This is a genomic window from Staphylococcus ratti (assembly GCF_020883535.1).
Taxonomy (GTDB): Bacteria; Bacillota; Bacilli; order Staphylococcales; family Staphylococcaceae; genus Staphylococcus; species Staphylococcus ratti.
On sequence record NZ_CP086654.1, the window covers coordinates 1,122,209 to 1,147,468 of the forward strand.

The following is a 25,260-nucleotide window of genomic DNA, read 5'->3' on the forward strand; positions in this document are numbered from 1 at the left end:
GAGTTTTATAGTATCTTATTGGTGAACAGAATAAAAAGGTGCTCAATGTTATGGAGTGCTTGATTTTGAAGAGAAAATGGGATTGTTTTTAGATGCTAACTTCTAAGAAAATGTTTACTAGTAAGCATAGAGCCTAAGTTTTTATAATAAACAGTTATTTTTATCAGAACTTGTTAGCTAAATTTATAAAAATAAAGAAAGTAGGAGGCTAAAATATGCCAAAACTTATTTTATGTAGACATGGACAAAGTGTTTGGAACGCCGAAAATATATTTACAGGATGGGCTGATGTTGAATTATCCGAACAAGGTCGGAATGAAGCGACTACTTCAGGTAAAAAATTAAAAGAGCAAGAAATTAATATTGATATTGCATTCACATCGTTACTGAAACGTGCAATTAAGACAACGTTTCATTTATTGGATGAGTCTGACCAATTATACATACCAGTTATCAAATCGTGGCGTTTGAATGAACGTCATTATGGTGGTTTACAAGGATTAAATAAGGACAAAGCTCGCGAACAATTTGGTGAAGATCAAGTACATATTTGGAGACGTTCTTACGATACCGCACCGCCTCAACAAGATGAAACACAACGTGAAAGCTACTTAAAAGATCGTAAATACGAATTATTAGACAGACGTATTATGCCAGAATCTGAAAGCTTGAAAGATACTTTAGTAAGGGTTATTCCGTTTTGGAATGATCAAATTTCTCAAGAATTATTAGCTGGCAAAACAGTACTTGTTTCGGCACACGGCAACTCTTTACGTGCACTGATTAAATATTTAGAAAACATTTCAGAGGAAGATATCATCAATTATGAAATTAAAACGGGTGCACCGCTCATTTATGAATTATCAGATGATTTAAAAGTAATTGATAAATACTATTTATAAACATTCTTTAGATTTATAACGATTGGGCCAATAGCCCACGTCAAGATCAATGCAAACTCCATTTAAAGTATACATGAAACTTTGAATGGAGTTTTTTATGTTCAAAAAGTTAGTCGTCTATTATTGAGGCTAGTTTTTTAAAATATAGAAGCTACAATACATGGATGCATGGCATGATTCAAGATACTCGGGTACATTTTTTATTCTCATCTCACTTATGGGTATGATAAAATTGACAACGAATATAAAGAGACATCAAGGAGGACAATTATGATTGGAATTATAGGTGCAATGGAAGAAGAAGTCGCGATTTTAAAATCACAAATGAGTGATGTAGAGACTTTACAAACAGCACATGTTGTTTTTTATAAAGGAAAATTAAATCATACAGACGTGGTTTTAACTCAAAGTGGCATCGGAAAAGTGAATGTTGCGATTTCTACAACGATACTCATACAACAATTTCAACCGGATTGTATTATTAATACAGGTTCAGCGGGGGGCTTACAGTCAGGAATGGCTTTAGGAGATGTCATTGTGAGCACAGAGGTGGCTTATCACGATGCTGATGCACGCGCGTTTGGCTATTCAATAGGACAAATCCCTGGAATGCCTGAAACCTATAAAGCAGATCAAAACTTGATTCATCACGTTAATGACGTATTAAACACACTTGAGCAACCTGTTAGAGAGGGGCTTATCGTTTCTGGTGACAGTTTTATTGGAACTAATGAACAACGTTCTATAATACTGCAACATTTTCCAAATGCAATGGCTGCCGAAATGGAAGCAGCAGCGATTGCGCAAACATGTTATCAATTTAGTGTACCATTCATCGTTACGCGTGCCATTTCAGACCTTGCGGATGCGGATGCAGGAATGACTTTTGAGGCATTTTTAAAAGTCGCTTCTCAATCTTCAAGTCAAATGGTTACTGCGCTAGTTGCAAAATTAAATCAATAAAAATATTCAGCATTATACATTTATGCTATAATTATACGAATGAACTTAAAAATGTGGAGGATGAACATGGGGATTATTAGGCGTTTATTTTTACCAAATCAATATGTTAAATCGATTCATGAAATTGACTTTGATGCATTGAAAGAAAAAAATATTAAAGGTGTGATTACTGATCTCGACAATACATTAGTTGGATGGGATGAGGCTAACCCTACTCCTGGCGTCGAGGCTTGGTTTAAAGGGTTGAGTGAGCGTAACATTAAAGTTACAATTGTTTCGAATAATAATGAACAGCGCGTAAAATCCTTTTCGAGCTCACTTAATGTAGATTATATTTTTAAAGCGCGTAAACCTTTAGGTAAATCTTTGAATAAAGCTATACAACAAATGGATTTAAACAAAGAGGAAGTAGTGATTATTGGTGACCAAATGTTAACTGATGTGTTTGGAGGAAATCATAACGGTTTGTACACGATTATGGTCGTACCAGTTAAAAATTCAGATGGCTTTGCAACAAAGCTGAATCGCATGATTGAACGTCGTTTATTAAATTACTTCAAAAGAAAAGGTTATATTAATTGGGAGGAATAACATTTGACAGATGATTTAAAATGTATTGGTTGTGGCGCAACTTTACAATCCGAAGATAAAGATAAACCAGGCTACGTTCCTGAATCAAGTCTTTTTAAAGACGATGTAATTTGTCGTCGTTGTTTTAGATTAAAACATTATAACGAAGTTCAAGACGTCGGTATGGAAAGCGATGATTTTTTAACATTGCTTAATAAACTGTCTGACAAAAAAGGGATTGTCGTTAACTTGGTAGACGTTTTTGATCTTGAAGGTTCTTTCATCCATGCCATCAAGCGCATTGTTGGTAACAAGAAAATTATTTTAGCAGCTAACAAAATTGATTTGTTGCCGAAACAAATTAATAAACGTCGCGTAACAGAGTGGCTTAGACAGTCCGCCAAAAACTATGGTCTACACGCAGATGATGTCGTGTTGATTTCTGCGGCTAAAAATTATGGCATCGAAGACTTAATGGCATCCATTGAAAAGCATCGTCAAGGGCAAGACGTCTATATTGTCGGCACAACGAACGTCGGAAAGTCTACGCTTATCAATAAATTGATTGAACAAAGTGTAGGGGAGAAAGATGTGGTAACTACTTCACGTATACCTGGAACAACTTTGGATATGATTGATATTCCTATTGATGAAAAAAGCGATATGTATGACACGCCAGGCATTATCCAAGCACATCAAATGACACATCTTGTTACGCCGAAAGAGCTAAATACGATTATGCCTAAAAAAGAAATTAAACAACGTGTCTATCAACTCAATGAAGGTCAAACATTGTTTTTCGGAGGGCTTGCACGTATAGATTATCAATCGGGTGGAAAACGTCCGCTCATTTGTTATTTTTCTAATGAACTTCATATTCATCGAACTAAAACAGAAAATGCTGAGCGTTTGTGGCAAGAAAAACTCGGCACGCTACTAACGCCGCCATCCAATCCAAAATTATATGACTTAGAAAATTTAAAAACAGTGACCCTTTCAACGACTTCGGGTAAGCAAGATGTTATGATTTCTGGATTAGGATTCATCACAATTGATGAAGGTGCCGCATTTCGTGTTATTGTTCCAAAATCAGTCGATGTGACGTTACGACCGTCGATTATGTAAGGAGTGCACATGATGAAATTTGCAGTGATAGGTCATCCAATCAAACATTCACTTTCACCGCTAATGCATCACGCCAATTTTAAAAAATTAAATCTAGATTATCAATATGAAGCAATTAATATACCAGAATCACATTTTCAACATATTAGAGAGATTATAAGTGAACGTGAATTAGATGGTTTTAATGTTACTATTCCGCATAAAGCGCGCATCATTCCATATCTTGACGATATTTCAGATGAAGCGAAAGAAATGGGCGCAGTGAATACGGTGAAAATTAAAAACGGTAAATGGATAGGCTATAATACAGATGGTATTGGTTTTGTAAAAGGGCTTGAATCTTATTATGGTTCTTTAAAAGACGCTAAAATTTTGATACTTGGTGCTGGTGGCGCGAGTAAAGGTATCACGTATCAATTAAAGCAAAAAACAACACAACCTATTTTTGTTGCAAATAGAACGATGTCCCGCTTTGAAACGTGGACTTTTAACATTAATGCAGTGCCACTTTCTGAGGTGACAAATATCGCTGATCAATTTGATATTATTATCAATACAACACCGCTTGGTATGTATGATTCAAATGATAGCATACTCACATTTGAGCGTTTGAAAAAGCGCGCACTGGTTTGCGATATTATCTATACGCCTTTAGAAACGCCTTTCTTGGCTAATGCACGACATCACGGTTATGATACGTATAATGGCTTAGATATGTTTGTGTATCAAGGGGCAGAGAGTTTTAATATTTGGACCGCTATGGATGCAAATATCAATGCGATGAGAACATCGGTTTTAAATAAATTAAATGTTTAATAGGAGGCTATTATGACTTTAACTGGGAAACAAAAGAGATATTTACGAAGTGAAGCCCATCATATTGATCCAATTTTTCAAATAGGAAAATCAGGTATTAATGAAAATATGGTTGAACAAATTAAAGATGTTTTAGAAAAACGTGAACTGATTAAAGTCCACATTTTACAAAACAACTTTGAAGATAAATCAGAATTGGCACAACAATTAAGTGAATCAACAGAAAGTCATCTTGTACAACAGATTGGTTCTATGATCGTACTATATAAAGAATCCATCAATAATAAAACGATCGAGTTGCCTTAACTATGAAAAAGATCGTCATTTATGGAGGCCAATTCAACCCCATTCATAGCGCGCATGAAATGGTTGCGACAATGGTAAATGAGGCAATTCAACCAGATATTTTTTATTTTTTACCAAGTTATAAATCACCATTAAAACATCACGAAAACCAGATTGATGTGAAACATCGTATAGAAATGATTAAATGCGTGATTGAAAATTTAAGCTTTGGTACCATTCGCTATGATGAAGTTGAACGTAAAGGCCAAAGCTATACGTATGACACTTTAAAAATCATAAAAAAAGAACACCTTGATGATATATTGTATTTTGTCATTGGCACAGATCAATATGAACAGTTGTCGAAATGGTATAAAATTGATGAACTCAAAACGTTTGTCACTTTTATTGTTGTCAATAGGCAACCTCAACATACGATAAAAGATGCATCAATAATTCAAGTACAAATACCAGAAATGGCAATCAGTTCAACTGAAATTCGGCAGCGTCGAAAATCAGGCAAAACCATTCATATGTGGGTGCCATTAAATGTTGAACATTATATAAAAAGGGAGGATTTATATGGATAAATCTTTCGCAATTGAATTGATTGAACAAAAATTACCTAAAAAACGTTTTGAACATTCACTCCGTGTAGCAGAAACTGCTGTGAAGTTGGCAGAGCAATATGAGGGAGATGCAGAGAAAGCAGAATTAGCAGGTATACTCCATGATTTCTGTAAATATGATGATCTCGCATCGATGTATCAAAATGTAACGCAATATGAGCTTGACTCTAAACTATTGAGTTACGGTTCAGAAATCTTACACGGGCCCGTATGTGCGGCGATTATGAAACACCAATATCATTTAAATGATGAAGACGTTTTATTAGCTATTGCTCATCATACGACAGGACGTCAGCAAATGACTAAAAATGAAAAAATCGTCTTTATCGCAGATTATATCGAACCTAGGCGTACGACAAAAGGTGTGGAAGAGATACGCGATATGGTATATGGTGGTATAGGGCTTGATAAAACCATTTATGAAATTTCTAAACGTACAGTCTTGTATTTAGTTAAAAAAGACGTCAATGTTTATCAAACAACGATTGATTGTTTAAATTATTATAACTTTAACGATTCAAAATAAAAGGATGATTAAATGAACGCATATGAATTATTAACGCTTTCTGTAGAAGCGGCAGGAGATAAAAAAGCAGAGAACATTATTGCTTTAAACATGCAAGAAATCTCGGACATTGCAGATTATTTTGTTGTTTGTCATGGGAATAATGAAAGACAAGTTCAAGCGATAGCTAAAGCGGTAAAAGATGTTGCTGAAGCGCATGACGTTACAGTTAAGCGCATGGAAGGTTATCAAGAAGCTAAATGGATACTTGTTGATTTAGCAGATATTGTTGTACATGTTTTCTTAAGAGACGAACGTTTACATTATAACCTTGAAAAATTGTATCATGACGCTGAAATGTATAACTATGAAGAGGTTGTAAAAGCCTAATGTCATACCAGAATTTAAGTGCATTTTACGACGTTCTCACTGATGACCAACCTTATCATAACTGGTTATATATAGTTCAGCATTTTACGTCTGACTTAGCCGTTCATCGCATTTTAGATATCGGGTGTGGGACTGGCACTTTAACATGTCAACTTACTTCTATTACGCCTGACGTATGGGGAATGGATTTGAGTGGAGAAATGATACAACTTGCCAAACATAAAGCGCAAAATGTGACTTGGATTCAAGGAGATATGACCGACTTCAATGCAGAAACGACCTTTGATGTCATCACAATATTTTGTGACTCGTTGAATTACATTACATCTGAAGAAGATATTATGGCAACTTTCAATCATGTATATCATCACCTTAATAATAAAGGCGTTTTCATGTTTGATGTGCACACCATTCATAAAATCCAAACACAATTTTGTAATCAATTATATATGGATGATCGCGAAGACCTTACGCTAATTTGGCAAACGACACCGGGAGAGCTTCCTTTTAGTGTTTGGCATGATTTGACTTTTTTCAGTAAAAATACCTCAGGGACGTATGATAGATTAGATGAATCACAATTTCAACGTACCCTAGAAAAGGCTCAATATGAAACAATGTTAGAAATTATCGGTTTCAAAAATATTCAAACCTTTTACGATTTTGATACACAAAATCAAAACAAAGATAGTGACCGACTATTTTTTGTAGCCACTAAATAAAGTAATCACCCTCTTTTACACGTGTAATAGTGTGAAAGGGGTTTTTACATGTGTATGAGCGTATTCAAGATATATTAAAACAACCAAAAACAACAGTTTTCCTTGCAGTAGTGATGTTTTTAATGTTTATTGCGCTAATTACGTTAGGCTATAATTATTCAAAAGAAACTGCGGATGTAGCACCTCCTAAAGAAGTTAATCAACTACAATCTTTTCAACAAACGAAAAATACTTCTGAAGGTGACACACCACCAATTACAGACATTATCGTTGATGTAAAAGGTGCAGTGAAACGCCCTCAAACATACGAGATGAAGTCAAACCAACGTGTAAAAGACTTATTAGCTAAAGCAGGTATACTAGAAAATGCAGATTTATCACAAATTAACTTAGCAGAAAAATTAATAGATCAAAAAATGTTTTACATTCCTAAAAAAGGTGAAATTGCAACAGAAGGAATGGTGTCAGCTTCGAATGATCAGCACACCTCATCCGAACAGCAACCGATCAATTTAAATTTAGCTAAAGAATCTGATTTAGTGGAAGTTCCAGGTATCGGACCTTCTAAAGCACAAGCTATTATAATGTATCGTGATGAAAAGGGCGCGTTTAAGTCGGTGGAGGATTTAAAAGAGGTCAAAGGGATTGGTGAAAAAACTTTCGAAAGGTTAAAAGACTATTTTGTTGTCTAATCATTATGAATTTTAAACAGCTATCACCTGAAAGTTTTATTTTACGTTATAATGATATGGAATAGATTCAAAATGAGGTGAACTTATGGAACGCATTCAATGGGATGAATATTTTATGGCCCAATCACATTTGCTCGCATTACGCTCTACGTGCTCACGCTTATCTGTCGGAGCGACAATTATAAAAGATCATCGAATTATAGCCGGTGGATATAACGGTTCGGTGGCTGGTGAAGTACATTGTATTGACGAAGGGTGTCTCATTGAGGGAGGCCATTGTATTCGAACAATTCATGCTGAAATGAACGCGCTACTACAATGTGCAAAGCAAGGCGTCTCTACAGAGGGGGCAACAATATATGTCACGCATTTTCCTTGTCTCAATTGCACAAAATCGATGATACAAGCTGGGATTAAGACAATATATTATGCAGAAAATTATCGTAACCATCCTTACGCTATTCAACTGCTAAAACAATCTGGCGTTAAATTTGAGCGCGTTCCTTTTCATCCTGAAGACATTGCAAAATACATTTTGGACTCAAAAACTTAAATGCAGTATATACTTTGCTACTTTATTATTGGCCAACTTTTAGTACACCATTTATATACTGCATGTTTTATTTTTTGTATTTTAACATGCAGTATACTTATTAAACGCTTTTCTTTAATGATGATTATGAGTTGTGTGCTTACTTTCTCAATAGGCTTTTTTATTGAATTTCATGCATTAACATCTAACAAAGACAAGCTCAATGTCAACACTGCAACAAATGACACCATGATAGTCAAAAGTATTAAATTTATTACCTTACCTATATCTGACAAACAAGGTGTAACCGCACTTGTTGAGACTATTGACAAAGAAAAGTTACAATTAAAAGTATTTCAACCTCTAGCTGCACCTATACCATCTTCTGAATTCTTCCATCTGCATACATGTACATTTAAAGGAAAGTATAAGCCCTCTAATTTTCCAGGACAATACGCATATTTCAATGTTAAATCCATCCATTTTCAAGATTGTATACCGCACCATCCAAATTGGCTCGATAATGTTCGTCTTATGAGAAATAAATATACTGAAAATATGCTATCCAGTAATATTTTAGGAAAGGATAAACTTATTGCTCTAGCTACGGGTAATATACAATACATCAATAAAGATGAATTAACGCTTATTAGACAACTAGGGATTTCTCATTTATTTGCGGTAAGTGGTACACACGTTGGTGTTTTAGTAGGCATACTTTATCAGATTTTAAAACGATTGCCAATGCCAGTTGTTTTTGCGAAATTGATTGTATTATTACTCTTGCCTTGTTATTTAATTTTTGCAGGGGAGGCGCCAAGCGCACAACGGGCAGTTCTTATGACATGTATTGCACTTATATTCTCAAAATTAATTATGGTCAAAGGTATCTCAATTTTAGCATTTGTGTATATTATATTAACTTTACACTCGCCGGAACTTCATTATCATTTAGGGTTTCAATTTTCTTTTACAATATGTTTTATATTGCTACTTATGCAAAAGCTTTATGTTCAAAAACCTCTTATAAATATTGTCGTGTTAACAAGCATCATATCATTTTACGGTACTGTTCCAATTAGTTATCATCACTTTAATGAAGTGCAATGGCAAGGTATCTTGACTAATTTATACTTTGTCCCTCTATATAGCTTAATCATTATTCCGCTTGCTTTTATTACCATTCCACTTGCTTTGTTTGCTCCTTTTTTACTGAAATCGATTACTTTTATTATTAAAGGCCTTTTCTTTTTCCAAAATCATTTGCTACATTTAAGTAAACCATTAGCCAACTTTCATTGGGTCATACCAAATTATGGCGAGATAGGCTATTGTTTATTAAGTGTAGGTTGTTTTATAAGCCTTTATTTATTAGTACAAAGGCGATATAAACAGCTTTTATGCTTCACAGTTACAGTTGTTTTGTTTTCTCTATTTTATCAACCAACTGGTAAGAACGAGATGACTTTAATCGATGTTGGACAAGGGGACGCGATCTTATTTAAAACTAGCAATCATCAAACACTTCTCATCGATACTGGAGGACAAATAGAACATCTTAAAAATAAAAGTCAGTCTACAGTTACAGAACGAAAGCTTTATCCGACATTAAAACAAAAAGGGGTCACACATATTGATTATGTCTTAATTACACATGCACATGCTGATCATATGGGGGAACTTGAACGCTTAGCACGACTCACAACAATTAGAAATATTATTATTAACTCTAACCATTTTGATCGTGATAAATTGCAAGAGGTTATAAGCGTTGCGAACGATGAAAATGCGCGTATTCACTCTGCTTTTGATTTAGGACAACTTTCATTAGGCGACTTTTATTTTCAATTTTTGAACGCAACGATTCCTGATAGTGACAACCCGAATCATCATTCTGTAATCACATTGGCATTCATTCATCAGACACATATTTTATTAATGGGAGATGCAACCATTGAAAATGAAGAAAAATTACTCAAAGCTTATCCACTCCCTAAAATTAATGTATTGAAAGTGGGGCATCATGGGAGTTTAACAAGTACTTCTGAAAACTTTATTTCGAAAATCAAACCGGAATATGCACTAATTTCAAGTGGTAAAAATAACTTATATCGGTTGCCACATCCAGAAGTTTTAACGAGATTAAAGCAGCATGACGTCAAAACGTATAATACTGCAGATAATCAAAATTTAACAATTCAGTTTAATATAAACCCTGATAAACGATTTCAACTTACGAATGCGAATTAACCTTTAAATTCTCATATAATAAAATGTATAATCATTCGACATCATGTTATAATAATTCTACTTGTTTGAAGAGAGGGAGTTTATGATGTCTAATCATATTTATGCAGTGTATGGTGACGTTCCTGAACTTGTAGAAAAGGAAACCAATCAACTCATTGATAAATACTTAAATAAAGAACCTAAAGACGATTTTAATTTCGTTAAATTTAATTTATATGAAGCGAATTTCCATCAAATTATCGAAGAGGCAATGACTTTACCTTTATTTTCGGATAAAAAAGTCGTATTGGTTCAAAATGCATATATTTTTACAGGGGAAAAAGTAGCGAAAGAACAACAACAAAATATTGACATCATTATTGAATTTTTAGAAAAGTATGCTGATGATACACTTATCATATTTCAAGTTAATGCTACAAAGTTAGATGAACGTAAAAAGGTTGTTAAAGTACTGAAAAAACAAGCGACATTAAAAAAAGTTGAACAACTATCTGAGCAAGAAATGAAACAATGGATACATGCATATTTAAATGATAACTATAAAGATATTAAACAGGATGCATTAGATCAATTTTTAACATTAACTGGAATCCACTATCAAATTATTATGCAAGAATTAAACAAGCTATTGCTCTACATAGGAGATAGACCTACGATTAATTTGGAGGACGTTAAAGCAATAGTCAATCGAAGCCTAGAGCAAAATGTGTTTTTGTTAACAGAGTACATACAAAAATCACAAAAAGCGCAAGCAATAGTGTTAATGAAAGACTTAATCCAGTTAAAAGAAGAGCCCATCAAACTATTAGCATTAATAACAAGTCATTATAGGCTGTTTTATCAAAGTTTGATATTAAGTCAAAAAGGCTATTCTGAGCAACAAATTTCCAAGACGGTAGGGGTTCACCCTTATCGTGTTAAACTTGCGCTGCGACAAGCTCGGAAATATTCTTTAGAAACATTACTAGATAAAATTAATGCATGTGCTGAAGCAGATTATCAATTAAAATCCTCATACATGGACAAAGTGTTAATTTTAGAGCTGTTTATTTTGAAATTATAAATCCATACTGTGCGCCGTTTATTTTACAACGGCGTTATTTACGAAATAGGCAACGTGTTTTTAGATATTGATTGATATTTTAGCGGTACAAAAAAACTGTCTACAAAGTGTTGTACTTTGTAGACAGTTTCATACGGGAGATAACTCCAGTATTTTTTATTTTGCTGACATTAATTTAGATTTCATTCTGTCCGCTTTATTAGAGTGGATTAAATTACTTTGCGCAGCTTTATCAATCTTTTTGATAGCGCTGTTAATTAATTCTTGTTTATTATCAGCATTTGTTTCGATAGCAGTTTTAGCGTTTTTAACCGCAGTACGCATATCATTCTTTTGAGAAATGTTTTTGCTTTCAGCTGTGTGCGTTGTTTTCACACGTTTAATAGCAGATTTGATATTTGGCATATAGAGCACCTCCTAAAAACTTATGATCAAAAGGTTTTGATTACAACAAAATTTATTCTATCAAAACTCATATCATTGTGCAATCATTATTTACAACGAATCATGCATTTTTAGCGTAATTTTGCAATTCCACGCTAAAGCTCACTAAGCATTGCAAATGTTGCAATTATAGGCTAAAAACGTTATCATATCAAAGATGTCATTCATAATAAGGAAGAACGAGAAAGTGAGAAGGATACGATGAATAATAAAGAACGTTTAGATCGACGTAAAAATATAAGGAACTTTTCAATTATTGCTCATATTGACCACGGAAAATCTACTTTAGCAGACCGTATACTAGAAAATACAAAATCTGTTGAAGCACGTGAAATGCAGTCTCAATTATTAGATTCAATGGACTTAGAGCGTGAACGTGGCATTACAATAAAACTAAATGCAGTACGTTTGAAGTATGAAGCAAATGATGGCGAAACGTATACATTTCATCTCATCGATACACCAGGACACGTCGATTTTACATATGAAGTCTCACGTTCTTTAGCTGCTTGTGAAGGTGCAATACTTGTAGTCGATGCTGCGCAAGGTATCGAAGCACAAACATTAGCCAACGTTTACCTCGCTTTAGATAACGATTTAGAGTTAATCCCTGTTATAAATAAAATCGATTTACCTGCAGCAGAGCCTGAACGTGTGAAGCAAGAAGTTGAAGATGTTATTGGACTTGATAAAGACGATGCGGTTTTAGCAAGTGCTAAATCCAATATTGGAATTGATGAAATATTAGAAAAAATTGTTGAAATGGTTCCTCCACCAGAAGGTGACCCGGAAGCGCCATTAAAAGCATTAATTTTTGATTCAGAATATGACCCTTACCGCGGTGTTATCTCATCAATTCGTGTAGTCGATGGTGTAGTTAAACCTGGTGACAAAATTAAGATGATGGCAACCGGTAAATCATTTGAAGTTACAGAAGTAGGCATCAATACGCCGAAGCAACTTCCTGTAGAAGAACTTACTGTTGGTGATGTAGGTTATATTATCGCTAGTATTAAAAACGTTGATGACTCTCGAGTTGGTGACACAATAACACATTTTGATCGTCCAGCTGATGCACCATTAAAAGGGTATAAAAAAATGAATCCAATGGTATATTGTGGTTTGTTCCCAATTGACAACAAAGATTATAATGACTTGCGTGAAGCACTCGAAAAACTTCAACTGAATGATGCTTCTTTAGAATTTGAGCCTGAATCGTCAAAAGCACTTGGTTTTGGTTATCGTACTGGTTTCTTAGGAATGTTGCATATGGAAATCATCCAAGAACGTATTGAACGTGAATTTGGTATTGAATTGATTGCAACTGCGCCATCAGTAATTTATTCAGTAGTATTGAAAAATGGCGATAAAATTCAAGTGGATAATCCCGCTCAAATGCCAGAACGTGATAAAATCGAAAAAGTTTATGAACCTTATGTACGTGCGACGATGATGGTGCCAAACGATTATGTTGGTGCAGTTATGGAATTGTGTCAACGTAAGCGTGGACAGTTTATAAATATGGATTATCTTGATGATATTCGAGTAAGTATCGTTTACGAACTTCCGTTATCAGAAGTTGTCTTTGATTTCTTTGACCAATTAAAGTCTAACACGAAAGGTTATGCCTCTTTTGATTACGAATTCATCGAAAATAAAGAAAGTAATCTTGTGAAAATGGATATTCTTTTAAATGGTGATAAAGTAGATGCTTTAAGCTTTATCGTTCATAAAGATTTCGCGTACGAACGTGGTAAAGCCCTTGTTGAAAAACTAAAAACATTGATTCCGCGTCAGCAATTTGAAGTACCAGTTCAAGCTGCTGTAGGTCATAAAATTGTCGCACGAACAAATATCAAATCAATGGGGAAAAATGTACTTTCAAAATGTTACGGCGGAGATATCAGTCGAAAACGTAAATTATTGGAAAAACAAAAAGCAGGTAAAGCAAAAATGAAGGCTGTAGGAAATGTTGAAATTCCACAAGATGCCTTTTTAGCAGTGTTAAAAATGGACGAAGAGTAAGAAGCTCACTCCCAATTGCAGGTGTCACTTTGTGATTGGGAGTTTCCGTATGTTAGGAGAGGTGAAATGTCTATTAAAAGCGCGTATATTCACATTCCTTTTTGCGTTAAAATTTGTACGTATTGTGATTTTAATAAGTATTTTATACAAAACCAACCAGTAGACGAGTACTTAGATTGTTTAATTAAAGAAATGTACTTTGACAGCCCACAAACATTAAATACGATGTTTGTAGGTGGCGGGACGCCGACAGCATTGAATATGAATCAATTAGAGAAGCTACTTAAAGCCATTCAACGACAATTTAATATTCTAGGAGAATATACTTTTGAAGCAAACCCTGATGAACTTACAGAAGAAAAAATAAAACTATTGAAAGCCTATGGTGTCAATCGTTTGTCCATGGGTGTTCAAACATTTGATGAATCATTACTGAAAATATTAGGTAGAACACACGAATCCAAGGACATTTATCGAGCAGTGGCATATGCAAAAAAGTATGATATCCCATCGATTAGCCTTGACCTCATGTATCATTTACCAACACAAACGATCGAACAATTTGATAGTAGTCTAGACGAAGCACTTTCACTCGATATTGACCATATCTCTAGTTATGGGCTCATCTTGGAACCACAGACGCAATTTTATAATTTGTATCGCAAAGGCAAACTCGTTTTACCTAGTGATACATTAGGTGCAGACATGTATCATTTATTAATGGATAAAATGAAATCCTCATCGATGCATCAATATGAAATTTCTAATTTCGCTAAAGAAGGCCATGAGTCTGAACATAATAAAGTATATTGGCGAAATGAAAGTTATTATGGTTTTGGAGCTGGAGCTAGTGGGTATCTGAACGGTTGTCGCTATACTAACGTTAAGCCTGTAAATCATTATATTAAACATATAACAAATAACCAAAAACCTGTCTTAGAAAAGACGTATCCTTCATTAGATGAAAAGATGGAAGAAGAAATGTTTCTTGGCTTAAGAATGAATCAAGGCGTTAATAAAAAAACATTTTATCAAAAGTATCATCGTCATCTTGATACATTATATCAAAATGAAATTCACCAATTGATGAAAAAAGGGTGGATTATAAATACGCCTGAATACATTGCACTAAGCGATGAAGGGCGTATTGTTGGGAATGAAGTGTTCGAAGCTTTTATCAAACTTTAAAAAATTTCTAATTTCAGACCTTTAACATTGACTTACTTTGACCAATTTGATAAATTATAATTAGCACTTAGGACAAAAGAGTGCTAATGAGGTGAAAACATGATTACACAAAGACAATTTAGTATTTTAAATGCAATTGTTGAGGATTATGTTGAACTTGGCCAACCTATTGGATCGAAAACAATTATTCAGCGTCACAACGTTAATGTAAGCCCAGCTACGATTCGAAATGATATGAAATTACTCGAATCGCAAGCACTTATTGAAAAGACACATACGTCATCAGGACGTATTCCATCTGAAGCGGGCTTTAGATTGTACGCCAATCGATTGTTAGATCAACCGATTAAAGAAAATAAGCAAAATAACATTAATATTAATGAAATGTATGCGCAACATCATTTTGATATTTCTTCTACACTCAAGAATTTTGCTAAACTTTTTTCAAATCAATCGCATTATACGACGCTTGTAGTGGGTCCTGATCATTCCAAGGTGGCAATTTTAGATATCAAATTAATGAAAGTACATGATCATCATCTTATTATCGTGTTGGTATATGAAACGGGGCATGTAAAACATTTACATTTGTCCTCACCGCATGCGATATCTCAAACCAACGTTGTTAAAATGTCAAACTTTTTATCAGAGCAATGCGAATCTGTTTTAAACCTTTCTATAAAAGAGAACTCTGAAATTATCTACGGCTTTACCAAATTTGAACTTGCTATTTTAAATCAGATTATTGATTTAATACATTATCAAATTACGAGTGAATCATCCCGTATTTATTTAGGAGGGAAACATCAACTTATAGAAGTATTAAATGAAACAAATGTTGCTGCGATTCAGCCTATTTTAAAATATATAGAATCGAACCAAATTACAGATATTCTGGATGAAATGGTAGATTCTAATATCAATATTAAAATCGGTCACGAGATCGAACGCGACATTCAAGACATTGCTATTTTAACGCGAAGGTATCAAATTGATCATGGGCTTAGCGGTTACGTCGCCGTTATCGGTCCTACAGCAATGCATTACCAAAATGTGATTCAATTGCTTAGTCGAATTTCATAAGTATTCGATTTTTTACTTTTTATTGAAATAGAGTATGGAGGTTTCAAAATGTCTGAAGAAAAGGATTTTTCTGCACAAGAAACAAATGAAGAAAAGACAAATGTTGAGTCAACAGATACTACACAAGAAGCACAATCAGACACTGGTCCAGAAACAACAGATACGTCTGTGAACGATACTAAAGAAACGGACCAAGTGGATCCTAAAGACGAAGAGATTTCGACATTAAAGACTCAAGTTGAAGCAGAACAAGAAAAGTATTTACGTCTTTACGCTGAATTTGAAAATTATAAAAGACGTATTCAAAAAGAAAATGACACGCAAAGAAAATATCAAGCACAAGGCGTTTTAAATGACGTTTTACCTGCTTTAGACAATTTTGAGCGTGCTTTACAAATAGAAGGTGATGATGAATCATTCAAATCGCTTAAAAAAGGTGTAGAAATGGTTTATAGTAGCCTTGTTAAAGCGTTAGAAGATAATGGTTTAGAAGCCATCAAAACTGAGGGAGAAGCGTTTGATCCTAACTTCCACCAAGCTGTTGTTCAAGATAATAATCCAGAATTTGAATCTGGACAAATCACTGAAGAGCTACAAAAAGGGTATAAACTTAAAGAACGCGTATTAAGACCCTCAATGGTAAAAGTAAATCAATAATTTTGACGAAACTTACCAAACTATGTAAAAATAACTATGTTTGAAAATTAGGAGGAATTAGATTATGAGTAAAGTAATTGGTATTGATTTAGGAACTACTAACTCTTGTGTATCCGTATTAGAAGGCGACGAGCCTAAGGTTATTCAAAATCCAGAAGGTGCGCGCACAACACCATCTGTTGTAGCTTTTAAAAATGGTGAAACGCAAGTTGGTGAAGTTGCAAAACGTCAAGCAATCACTAACCCTAATACGATCCAATCAATTAAACGTCATATGGGTACAGATTACAAAGAAAATATTGACGGTAAAGCATATACACCACAAGAAATCTCAGCAATGATTTTACAAAACTTAAAAAATACAGCTGAAAGTTATTTAGGTGAAAAAGTAGAAAAAGCTGTTATTACAGTTCCTGCTTACTTCAATGACAGTGAGCGTCAAGCAACTAAAGACGCTGGTAAAATTGCTGGATTAGAAGTTGAGCGTATTATCAATGAACCAACTGCTGCTGCATTAGCATATGGTTTAGATAAAACAGATAAAGATGAAAAAGTACTTGTATTTGACCTTGGTGGCGGTACATTTGACGTTTCAATTTTAGAATTAGGTGACGGTGTATTCGAAGTATTAGCTACTGCTGGTGACAACCGTTTAGGTGGCGATGACTTTGACCAAGTTATCATCGATCATTTAGTTCAAGAATTTAAGTCTGAGAATGGCGTAGATCTTTCAAAAGATAAAATGGCGTTACAACGTCTTAAAGACGCTGCAGAAAAAGCTAAAAAAGACTTATCAGGTGTATCTTCAACTCAAATTTCATTACCATTTATTTCAGCTGGTGAGGCAGGTCCATTACATTTAGAAACAACTTTATCTCGCGCTAAATTTGAAGAACTTGCTGATCACCTTATCGCTAAAACAATGGAACCAACACGCCAAGCATTAAGCGACGCTGATTTAACTAAATCAGACATTGACGAAGTGATTTTAGTAGGTGGTTCTACACGTATTCCAGCTGTACAAGAAGCAATTAAAAAAGAAATTGGCAAAGAACCAAACAAAGGTGTTAACCCTGACGAAGTAGTAGCAATGGGTGCTGCTATTCAAGGTGGAGTTATTACAGGAGACGTTAAAGATGTTGTATTACTAGACGTTACACCATTATCATTAGGTATTGAAATTATGGGTGGACGTATGAATACGTTAATTGAACGTAACACAACAATTCCAACTTCTAAAACACGCCAGTACTCAACTGCTGTAGATAACCAACCATCTGTGGACATTCATGTGCTACAAGGTGAACGTCCAATGGCAGCAGATAACAAAACGCTTGGTCGTTTCCAATTAGCTGATATTCCACCAGCACCACGTGGTAAACCAGAAATCGAAGTAACATTTGATATCGATAAAAACGGTATCGTAAACGTTACTGCTAAAGATAAAGGTACAAATAAAGAACAAAAAATTACAATCGAATCTTCTTCAGCATTATCAGATGAAGAAATTAATCGCATGGTTAAAGATGCAGAAGACAATGCAGAAGCAGATAAAAAACGTCGTGAAGAAGTAGACTTACGTAATGAAGCAGATCAACTCGTATTCCAAGTTGATAAAACATTAACTGACTTAGGAGACAAAGTCAGCGAAGAAGACAAAAAAGAAGCAGAAGCTAAAAAAGATGAATTAAAATCTGCGCTCGAAGGCAATGACATTGAAGAAGTTAAAGCTAAAAAAGAAGCGCTCGAACAAGTGATTCAACAAGTATCAATGAAAGTTTACGAGCAAGCACAACAAGAAGCGCAACAAGGCGAACAAGCGCAAACTTCTAAGCAAGATGATACAGTGGAAGATGCGGAATTCAAAGAAGTAAAAGACGACGATAATAAATAAAATTTGTGTTAAAATAAACACGCAGCAATAGTCTATCAATATATGAAGTAGAGGGGCTAGGACAGCAACGTCCCAGCCTCTTTTCATTCATAAGACGTAAAAAAGGGAGCGATAGCATTGGCAAAAAGAGACTATTACGAAGTCCTAGGCGTAAACAAAGATGCTACTAAAGATGAAATAAAAAAAGCGTATCGAAAATTATCAAAAAAATATCATCCTGACATCAATAAAGAAGAAGGCGCAGATGCTAAATTCAAGGAAATAAGTGAAGCTTATGAAGTGCTTAGTGATGAGCAAAAACGTCAACGATATGATCAGTTTGGTCATGCTGGGACGCAAGATGGATTTGGTCAAGGCTTCGGCGGACAAGATTTTTCAGGATTTGGTGGCGCTGGTTTTGAAGATATTTTCAGTTCATTCTTTGGCGGACAACGTCAACGTGACCCTAATGCACCAAGAAAAGGGGACGATTTGCAATATACGATGACCGTTACTTTCGAAGAGGCTGTGTTTGGCGTTAAAAAGGAAATATCTATTCGTAAAGACGTAACATGTCATACATGCCATGGTGATGGGGCGAAACCTGGCACTAACAAAAAAACATGCTCATATTGTAACGGGGCTGGCCATGTTTCTGTAGAGCAAAACACGATTCTCGGGCGTGTACGTACAGAAAAAGTTTGTCCACAATGTAACGGGGCTGGAGAAGAATTTGAAGAAGCTTGCCCTACTTGTCACGGCCGTGGCACAGAAACTAAAAATGTTAAACTTGAAGTTACAGTGCCTGAAGGTGTCGATAACGATCAACAAATTCGTTTAGCTGGACAAGGCGCTCCTGGTGAAAACGGAGGACCAGCTGGTGATTTATTTGTCGTTTTCCGTGTCAAACCGTCAGATAAATTCACTCGTGAAGGTGATGACATTTTATTTAAACAATCTATCACTTTTGCCCAAGCAGCACTAGGTGACGAAGTTAAAGTGCCTACTTTAAATGGATATGTAATGTTAAATATTCCTGCAGGAACACAATCTGGTAAACAATTCCGTTTAAAAGGTAAAGGGGTTAAAAATGTACATGGCTATGGACATGGTGATTTATTTGTTAATATTAAAGTGGAAACACCAACTAACTTAACCGAAAAACAACGTGAATTATTAAAAGCATTTGCTGAAGAAGGTGGCGAATCAATTTCTGAACAGCCTTCTAACTTCAAAGATAAAGCACGCCGTTTCTTCAAAGGAGATTAAATCATGAGATGGATAGAATTATCTGTAGTTGTTAATAGCGAGGCTGAGGTAAGTGTTACAGCTGTACTTCAAGATGCTGGTTCAAATGGAGTGGCCATTGAAGACGCTCGTGAAGTGTATCGAGAAAGAGAAGATCGCTTTGGTGAAATATTTGCATTAGATCCTAGCGACTATCCAGAACAGCATATGATTATAAAAGCATATTATAATGAAACTCAATTTTCATCATCACTTTTTGATGCTCTAAAAGAGGAAATCACTCAATTAGAAAATGTCGATTTAAATATACTCAACGTTACTTATCAAAATATAGCAGAATCTGATTGGGAAAATGAATGGAAAAATTATTTTCACCCATTCAAAGCCTCTGAGCGCTTTTATATCGTGCCTAGTTGGGAAACGGTAGCTCAAGATGACAAACATCTTTACATCGAGTTAGATCCTGGTATGGCATTTGGTACAGGAGATCATCCTACGACAAGTATGTGCTTAAAAGCGATCGAAAAAGTTGTAAAACCGACACACGATGTCATTGATGTAGGTACAGGTTCTGGTATTTTAAGTATAGCGGCACATTTACTTGGAGCAAAACGTATTAAGGCCATCGATCTTGATGATTTAGCTGTTCAAGTAGCTAAAGATAATTTCGACAAAAATCATTGCGCATCACAAATTGAAACAACTACAGGTAATTTGCTCAATGATGAGCATGACAAATATGACGTAGTCATTGCCAACATATTGGCTCACGTTATCACTTTAATGGTTGAGGATGCCTACACTACATTAAATGACCAAGGTTATTTTATTGCTTCTGGCATCATTGACGAAAAATGTGAAGAAATAACAGAGCAAATGATACATGCTGGTTTTAAAATCATTGAGACACAACATGATAATGGTTGGGTCTGTATTACGGGACAAAAGGTGTGAAATCGATGCAACGCTATTTTTTAAATGCTGACGCTGAGTTAAATCAGCGTTTTTTTATAACAAATTCAGATGATATTCATCATATGCGCCTCGTCATGAGAATGCGCGTAGGTGATTCAATTATTATTAATTTCAAAGATCAAAGAACTTTTGAAGCGAAAATTTTGGCATTTCAAGATGATACCATTGAAATTGAAACAGTAAAGGAACTCAATATCAATTCTGAATTACCTATTGATGTAACAATTTGTAGTGGATTGATTAAAAGTGATAAATATGAGTGGTTACTTCAAAAAGCTACCGAACTTGGCGCTACTCGTTTTATTGCAACTCAAATGGAGCGTTCAGTCGTTAAGCTAAATGCCCAGAAAGCGGATAAAAAATTAGCTCGTTGGCAAAAAATTGTTAAAGAAGCCTCAGAGCAAAGTTATCGCCAAATTGTACCTCACGTTGAATTTATATCGAATTTTAATTCTATGTATGATATGATGAATCAATATGATTATGTACTTATCGCTTATGAAGAAACAGCAAAGCAAGGGGAAAAATCACAGTTCAAAACGACGATTCAATCTTTAGATCATGGCTCAAAAATATTGTTAATTTTTGGCCCTGAAGGTGGTTTTTCACAAAACGAAATTGCTGCACTACAAGATAAAGTAATATGCGCTGGTCTGGGACCTCGTATTTTACGTGCGGAAACCGCACCACTCTATGCTTTAAGTGCAATAAGTTATGAATTAGATTTAAATTAGATAGAATGAGGTGAGTTAATGTCAACCGTTGCATTTCATACTTTAGGCTGTAAAGTGAATCATTATGAAACTGAAGCAATTTGGCAACTATTTAAAGAAGCGTCTTATAAACGTGTTGACTTTGAACAAAATGCCGACGTATTTGTGATTAATACATGTACTGTAACGAATACTGGTGACAAAAAAAGTCGCCAAGTGATTCGTCGTGCGATTCGTAACAATCCAGATGCTGTCGTTTGTGTTACAGGGTGTTATGCGCAAACATCCTCTGCAGAAATTATGGAAATCCCAGGTGTTGACATTGTCGTTGGAACACAGGACAGACACAAATTATTAACATATATTGATACGTATAAACAAGAGCGTCAACCTATCAATGGCGTAAGCAATATTATGAAAAATCGCACATATGAAGAGCTTGATGTGCCATATTTTACAGATAGAACGCGTGCTTCATTGAAAATTCAAGAAGGTTGTAATAACTTTTGCACATTTTGCATTATTCCATGGGCCCGTGGTTTAATGCGTTCTCGTGACCCTGAAAAAGTAGTTGATCAAGCAACAACACTTGTTCAATCAGGATATAAAGAAATTGTACTTACAGGCATTCACACAGGCGGTTATGGTCAAGATTTAAAAAATTATAACTTAGCACAACTTTTAAGAGATTTAGAAACAATTGATGGTTTAGAGCGTATTCGTATTTCGTCTATAGAAGCAAGTCAATTAACAGATGAAGTGATTGACGTTCTACAGCATTCTAAAAAAGTTGTACGTCATCTACATGTACCTTTACAATCGGGTTCTGATACGGTTCTTAAACGTATGCGACGTAAATATTCAATGGCGCATTTTTCAGAAAGAATTACAAAGTTGCATGAAGCTTTACCAGGCTTAGCTGTAACAAGCGATGTCATCGTTGGTTTTCCAGGTGAAACTGAAGAAGAATTCCAAGAAACTTATGACTTTATCGTGAAACATCATTTTTCAGAATTACATGTTTTTCCGTATTCTCAACGTATCGGTACGCCAGCTGCTAGAATGGACGATCAAATTGATGAAAATATCAAAAATGAACGTGTTCACCGCCTTATTGAATTAAGTGACCAACTCGCAAAAACTTATGCATCTCGATTTGAAAATGATGTATTAGAAGTCATTCCTGAAGAGAAAGGCTCTAAAGATGGTATGTTAGTCGGCTATGCTGACAATTACATGAAAGTTGAATTTGAAGGTGACGATGCACTAATAGGTCAAATCTGTAAAGTTAAGGTGACTCAAGCAGGTTACCCAGTCAACCATGGCCAATTACTTAGAGTAGTTGATCATGCGACAAATAAATCTGCAGAAGAAATACTAATTTAAACAGAAATTGTATAATTAAACATTGACCGAAATTGAGATTTAATTTATACTAATGTTTACATGGCACAAATATTGTGACATGTACCAATGAATAAAAGTTTTCTTGATATTTGGAGGGAGGGAAATACAGATGTCTAAAACAGTAGTCCGTAAAAACGAATCATTAGAAGATGCTTTACGTCGTTTTAAACGCTCAGTTTCTAAAAGCGGTACAATCCAAGAAGTTCGTAAACGCGAATTCTATGAAAAACCAAGCGTAAAACGCAAAAAGAAATCTGAAGCTGCTCGTAAACGTAAATTCAGATAATATATCATTGTGTTGAACTCCCTCAACGTTCAAATTAATGATAAATTAAAACCCCAATGCATTCTATACGAATGTGATCGGGGTTTTTTGTTTGTTCTTGATTATATACATTTTAAATTAGCTTTATCCCTACAAGTCTTACGTATTTTCATGTATACTACATAGTGAGAGTGAGGTGTATGTTTATGCAATTATCAATACATATGCTAGAGTTGCTCGGAGCTCTAGGAAACCACAATATCTTGACCCAAATTGCAGGTTGGATTACGTCCTCTTGGATTGCTTTAGTTCTAATGTGTGTACTATTCTTAGGTTTTGTTTATCAACTCTATTCAAAATCCTTTAATTGGTCGGGTATCTTGGCAATTTTAGCCTTACTTTTAATTTTTTTAGGCTTTTTAGTCGAAGGTACAATTTCCTCTATGACCATCCTTATATTCAGTATTGGCGTAATTCTTGTTATTATAGAATTATTCGTAGTAGGTGCAGTGCTAGGTATTGTAGGTATGGCCTTGATTATTTTCAGCTTAATTATGATGGGCGATAATTTACCTTTTATGTTGCTAAACGTTTGTATTGCATTAATACTTTCAATTATTGAATGGGTGATTTTAGTGAAATTCTTCAAGAAAAAAATGTCCTTATTCGAAAATGTTGTGCTAACGGACTCAACGAATAAAGAATCGGGATACTCTTCTCACAATGACCGCTCATACCTTGTTGGAGCAGTGGCTTTAACTTTGACTGATTTACGCCCCTCAGGCCTTATACTTCATGATAATGAACGTATCGATGCTGTATCAGAAAGTTCATTTATTAGTAAAAATACTGAGGTGGAAATTATCGAAGTCGAAGGTACACGTGTTGTTGTACGAGAATCAAAATAATTTTTAATTTAAAGGAGTGTTTATATGCTTACGAGTGGTTTTATTTCTTTTGTCATTATTGCAGTTCTTATTATTGTTGCATTAATGATACTATTTTCTTTTGTTCCTGTCGGTTTATGGATTTCTGCATTAGCGGCAGGCGTACATGTTGGAATTGGAACATTAGTAGGTATGCGTCTACGTCGTGTTTCACCTAGAAAAGTAATTGGTCCATTAATTAAAGCGCATAAAGCAGGTTTGAAATTAACTACAAATCAACTTGAATCACATTACTTAGCTGGCGGTAACGTTGACCGTGTTGTAGATGCTAACATCGCAGCGCAACGTGCAGACATTAACTTGCCTTTCGAACGTGGTGCAGCGATTGACCTTGCTGGACGTGACGTTTTAGAAGCTGTACAAATGTCAGTTAATCCTAAAGTGATTGAAACACCGTTTATTGCAGGTGTAGCTATGAATGGTATTGAAGTAAAAGCGAAAGCGCGAATTACAGTACGCGCGAACATCTCTCGTTTAGTTGGGGGAGCAGGTGAAGATACTATCATTGCACGTGTAGGTGAAGGTATTGTATCTACTATCGGGTCAAGTCAACATCACACAGAAGTTCTTGAAAACCCTGATAACATTTCTAAAACTGTACTAAGTAAAGGTCTAGACTCAGGTACGGCATTTGAAATCTTATCGATTGATATTGCTGATGTAGACATTAGTAAAAACATTGGTGCAGATTTACAAACAGAACAAGCTATTGCAGATAAAAACATTGCGCAAGCTAAAGCTGAAGAGCGTCGTGCAATGGCTGTAGCACAAGAGCAAGAAATGAAAGCACGTGTTCAAGAAATGCATGCCAAAGTTGTTGAAGCTGAAGCTGAAGTACCACTTGCGATGGCTGAAGCGCTTCGCTCAGGTAATATCGGCGTCAAAGATTATTACAACTTAAAAAACATTGAAGCTGATACAGGTATGAGAGAAGCAATTAATAAAAGTTCACAAAAATCACAAGAAGATAAAAGTGAACAGTAATGAGGTG

27 protein-coding genes are annotated in these 25,260 nt (G+C 35.0%); 26 read left to right on the forward strand and 1 reads right to left on the reverse strand.

The features are described 5' to 3' along the window. Window positions 1–215 precede the first annotated feature (215 nt). The 14 genes from LN051_RS05425 (at window position 216) to holA (ending at window position 11,444) form a co-directional block, all read left to right on the forward strand. Window positions 216–902: a 2,3-diphosphoglycerate-dependent phosphoglycerate mutase gene (locus tag LN051_RS05425; protein WP_229293538.1), complete on the forward strand. Its 687-nt coding sequence runs from the start codon at window positions 216–218 to the stop codon at window positions 900–902. A 270-nt stretch (window positions 903–1,172) separates the two neighbouring features. After that, window positions 1,173–1,865 carry a 5'-methylthioadenosine/adenosylhomocysteine nucleosidase gene (locus tag LN051_RS05430; RefSeq protein ID WP_229293539.1) on the forward strand — a complete coding sequence of 231 codons (693 nt, stop codon included), beginning with the start codon at window positions 1,173–1,175 and terminating at the stop codon, window positions 1,863–1,865. 66 nt (window positions 1,866–1,931) lie between these two features. Continuing rightward, complete coding sequence (locus tag LN051_RS05435; RefSeq protein ID WP_229293540.1) at window positions 1,932–2,456, forward strand: YqeG family HAD IIIA-type phosphatase; 525 nt, start codon at window positions 1,932–1,934, stop codon at window positions 2,454–2,456. A 3-nt stretch (window positions 2,457–2,459) separates the two neighbouring features. Beyond that, entirely contained in the window at window positions 2,460–3,560 is a 1,101-nt protein-coding gene (gene yqeH / locus LN051_RS05440) for a ribosome biogenesis GTPase YqeH (RefSeq protein ID WP_229293541.1), read from the forward strand. A gap of 12 nt (window positions 3,561–3,572) precedes the next feature. Next, a complete protein-coding gene (gene aroE / locus LN051_RS05445) occupies window positions 3,573–4,376 on the forward strand; it encodes a shikimate dehydrogenase (protein ID WP_229293624.1) in 804 nt (267 codons plus the stop codon). A 12-nt stretch (window positions 4,377–4,388) separates the two neighbouring features. Beyond that, window positions 4,389–4,682 (forward strand): ribosome assembly RNA-binding protein YhbY, encoded by a 294-nt coding sequence (yhbY, locus tag LN051_RS05450; RefSeq protein WP_229293542.1) that lies wholly within the window; start codon window positions 4,389–4,391, stop codon window positions 4,680–4,682. A gap of 2 nt (window positions 4,683–4,684) precedes the next feature. After that, entirely contained in the window at window positions 4,685–5,251 is a 567-nt protein-coding gene (gene nadD / locus LN051_RS05455) for a nicotinate (nicotinamide) nucleotide adenylyltransferase (protein ID WP_229293543.1), read from the forward strand. Beyond that, complete coding sequence (yqeK, locus tag LN051_RS05460; RefSeq protein ID WP_229293544.1) at window positions 5,244–5,816, forward strand: bis(5'-nucleosyl)-tetraphosphatase (symmetrical) YqeK; 573 nt, start codon at window positions 5,244–5,246, stop codon at window positions 5,814–5,816. The genes nadD and yqeK overlap by 8 nt, the downstream gene beginning before the upstream one ends. A 12-nt stretch (window positions 5,817–5,828) precedes the next feature. Then, complete coding sequence (rsfS, locus tag LN051_RS05465; protein WP_229293545.1) at window positions 5,829–6,185, forward strand: ribosome silencing factor; 357 nt, start codon at window positions 5,829–5,831, stop codon at window positions 6,183–6,185. Continuing rightward, complete coding sequence (locus LN051_RS05470; RefSeq protein ID WP_229293546.1) at window positions 6,185–6,907, forward strand: class I SAM-dependent DNA methyltransferase; 723 nt, start codon at window positions 6,185–6,187, stop codon at window positions 6,905–6,907. Before rsfS ends, LN051_RS05470 begins: the two co-directional genes overlap by 1 nt. A gap of 50 nt (window positions 6,908–6,957) precedes the next feature. Then, window positions 6,958–7,599: a helix-hairpin-helix domain-containing protein gene (locus tag LN051_RS05475; RefSeq protein ID WP_229293547.1), complete on the forward strand. Its 642-nt coding sequence runs from the start codon at window positions 6,958–6,960 to the stop codon at window positions 7,597–7,599. An 85-nt stretch (window positions 7,600–7,684) separates the two neighbouring features. Further along, on the forward strand, window positions 7,685–8,152 hold the full coding sequence (locus tag LN051_RS05480) for a ComE operon protein 2 (protein WP_229293548.1): 468 nt from the start codon (window positions 7,685–7,687) through the stop codon (window positions 8,150–8,152). Between the two features lie 117 nt (window positions 8,153–8,269). Continuing rightward, the gene (locus LN051_RS05485; RefSeq protein ID WP_229293549.1) at window positions 8,270–10,381 is read left to right on the forward strand and encodes a DNA internalization-related competence protein ComEC/Rec2; all 2,112 of its coding nucleotides are present in this window, start codon (window positions 8,270–8,272) and stop codon (window positions 10,379–10,381) included. Between the two features lie 85 nt (window positions 10,382–10,466). Continuing rightward, a complete protein-coding gene (gene holA, locus LN051_RS05490) occupies window positions 10,467–11,444 on the forward strand; it encodes a DNA polymerase III subunit delta (protein WP_229293625.1) in 978 nt (325 codons plus the stop codon). Window positions 11,445–11,600: 156 nt separating this feature from the next. Here the strand turns inward: holA and rpsT are convergent, their stop codons facing one another. Further along, window positions 11,601–11,849, reverse strand: coding sequence for a 30S ribosomal protein S20 (rpsT, locus tag LN051_RS05495; RefSeq protein WP_229293550.1), 249 nt, complete (start codon window positions 11,847–11,849; stop codon window positions 11,601–11,603). Window positions 11,850–12,089: 240 nt separating this feature from the next. Between rpsT and lepA the strand changes: the two genes are divergently transcribed. The 12 genes from lepA to floA all read left to right on the forward strand — a co-directional run bounded on the left by lepA (window position 12,090) and on the right by floA (window position 25,253). Then, window positions 12,090–13,913, forward strand: coding sequence for a translation elongation factor 4 (gene lepA, locus LN051_RS05500; RefSeq protein WP_229293551.1), 1,824 nt, complete (start codon window positions 12,090–12,092; stop codon window positions 13,911–13,913). 66 nt (window positions 13,914–13,979) lie between these two features. After that, window positions 13,980–15,101 (forward strand): radical SAM family heme chaperone HemW, encoded by a 1,122-nt coding sequence (gene hemW, locus LN051_RS05505; protein ID WP_229293552.1) that lies wholly within the window; start codon window positions 13,980–13,982, stop codon window positions 15,099–15,101. A gap of 99 nt (window positions 15,102–15,200) precedes the next feature. After that, window positions 15,201–16,184 (forward strand): heat-inducible transcriptional repressor HrcA, encoded by a 984-nt coding sequence (hrcA, locus tag LN051_RS05510; protein ID WP_229293553.1) that lies wholly within the window; start codon window positions 15,201–15,203, stop codon window positions 16,182–16,184. A 48-nt stretch (window positions 16,185–16,232) separates the two neighbouring features. Next, entirely contained in the window at window positions 16,233–16,841 is a 609-nt protein-coding gene (gene grpE / locus LN051_RS05515) for a nucleotide exchange factor GrpE (protein WP_229293554.1), read from the forward strand. Between the two features lie 64 nt (window positions 16,842–16,905). After that, window positions 16,906–18,735 (forward strand): molecular chaperone DnaK, encoded by a 1,830-nt coding sequence (gene dnaK, locus LN051_RS05520; protein ID WP_229293555.1) that lies wholly within the window; start codon window positions 16,906–16,908, stop codon window positions 18,733–18,735. A 117-nt stretch (window positions 18,736–18,852) separates the two neighbouring features. Beyond that, complete coding sequence (gene dnaJ / locus LN051_RS05525) at window positions 18,853–19,983, forward strand: molecular chaperone DnaJ (RefSeq protein WP_229293556.1); 1,131 nt, start codon at window positions 18,853–18,855, stop codon at window positions 19,981–19,983. Between the two features lie 3 nt (window positions 19,984–19,986). Beyond that, window positions 19,987–20,916, forward strand: coding sequence for a 50S ribosomal protein L11 methyltransferase (gene prmA, locus LN051_RS05530; RefSeq protein WP_229293557.1), 930 nt, complete (start codon window positions 19,987–19,989; stop codon window positions 20,914–20,916). A gap of 5 nt (window positions 20,917–20,921) precedes the next feature. Beyond that, entirely contained in the window at window positions 20,922–21,671 is a 750-nt protein-coding gene (locus LN051_RS05535) for a 16S rRNA (uracil(1498)-N(3))-methyltransferase (RefSeq protein ID WP_229293558.1), read from the forward strand. Window positions 21,672–21,689: 18 nt separating this feature from the next. Then, entirely contained in the window at window positions 21,690–23,036 is a 1,347-nt protein-coding gene (gene mtaB, locus LN051_RS05540) for a tRNA (N(6)-L-threonylcarbamoyladenosine(37)-C(2))-methylthiotransferase MtaB (protein ID WP_229293559.1), read from the forward strand. 130 nt (window positions 23,037–23,166) lie between these two features. Then, window positions 23,167–23,343, forward strand: coding sequence for a 30S ribosomal protein S21 (rpsU, locus tag LN051_RS05545; protein WP_002471046.1), 177 nt, complete (start codon window positions 23,167–23,169; stop codon window positions 23,341–23,343). A gap of 179 nt (window positions 23,344–23,522) precedes the next feature. Continuing rightward, entirely contained in the window at window positions 23,523–24,230 is a 708-nt protein-coding gene (locus tag LN051_RS05550; RefSeq protein ID WP_420853996.1) for an NfeD family protein, read from the forward strand. A gap of 24 nt (window positions 24,231–24,254) precedes the next feature. Beyond that, window positions 24,255–25,253, forward strand: a complete 999-nt coding sequence (gene floA, locus LN051_RS05555) for a flotillin-like protein FloA (RefSeq protein WP_229293560.1) — start codon at window positions 24,255–24,257, stop codon at window positions 25,251–25,253. Window positions 25,254–25,260 lie beyond the last annotated feature (7 nt).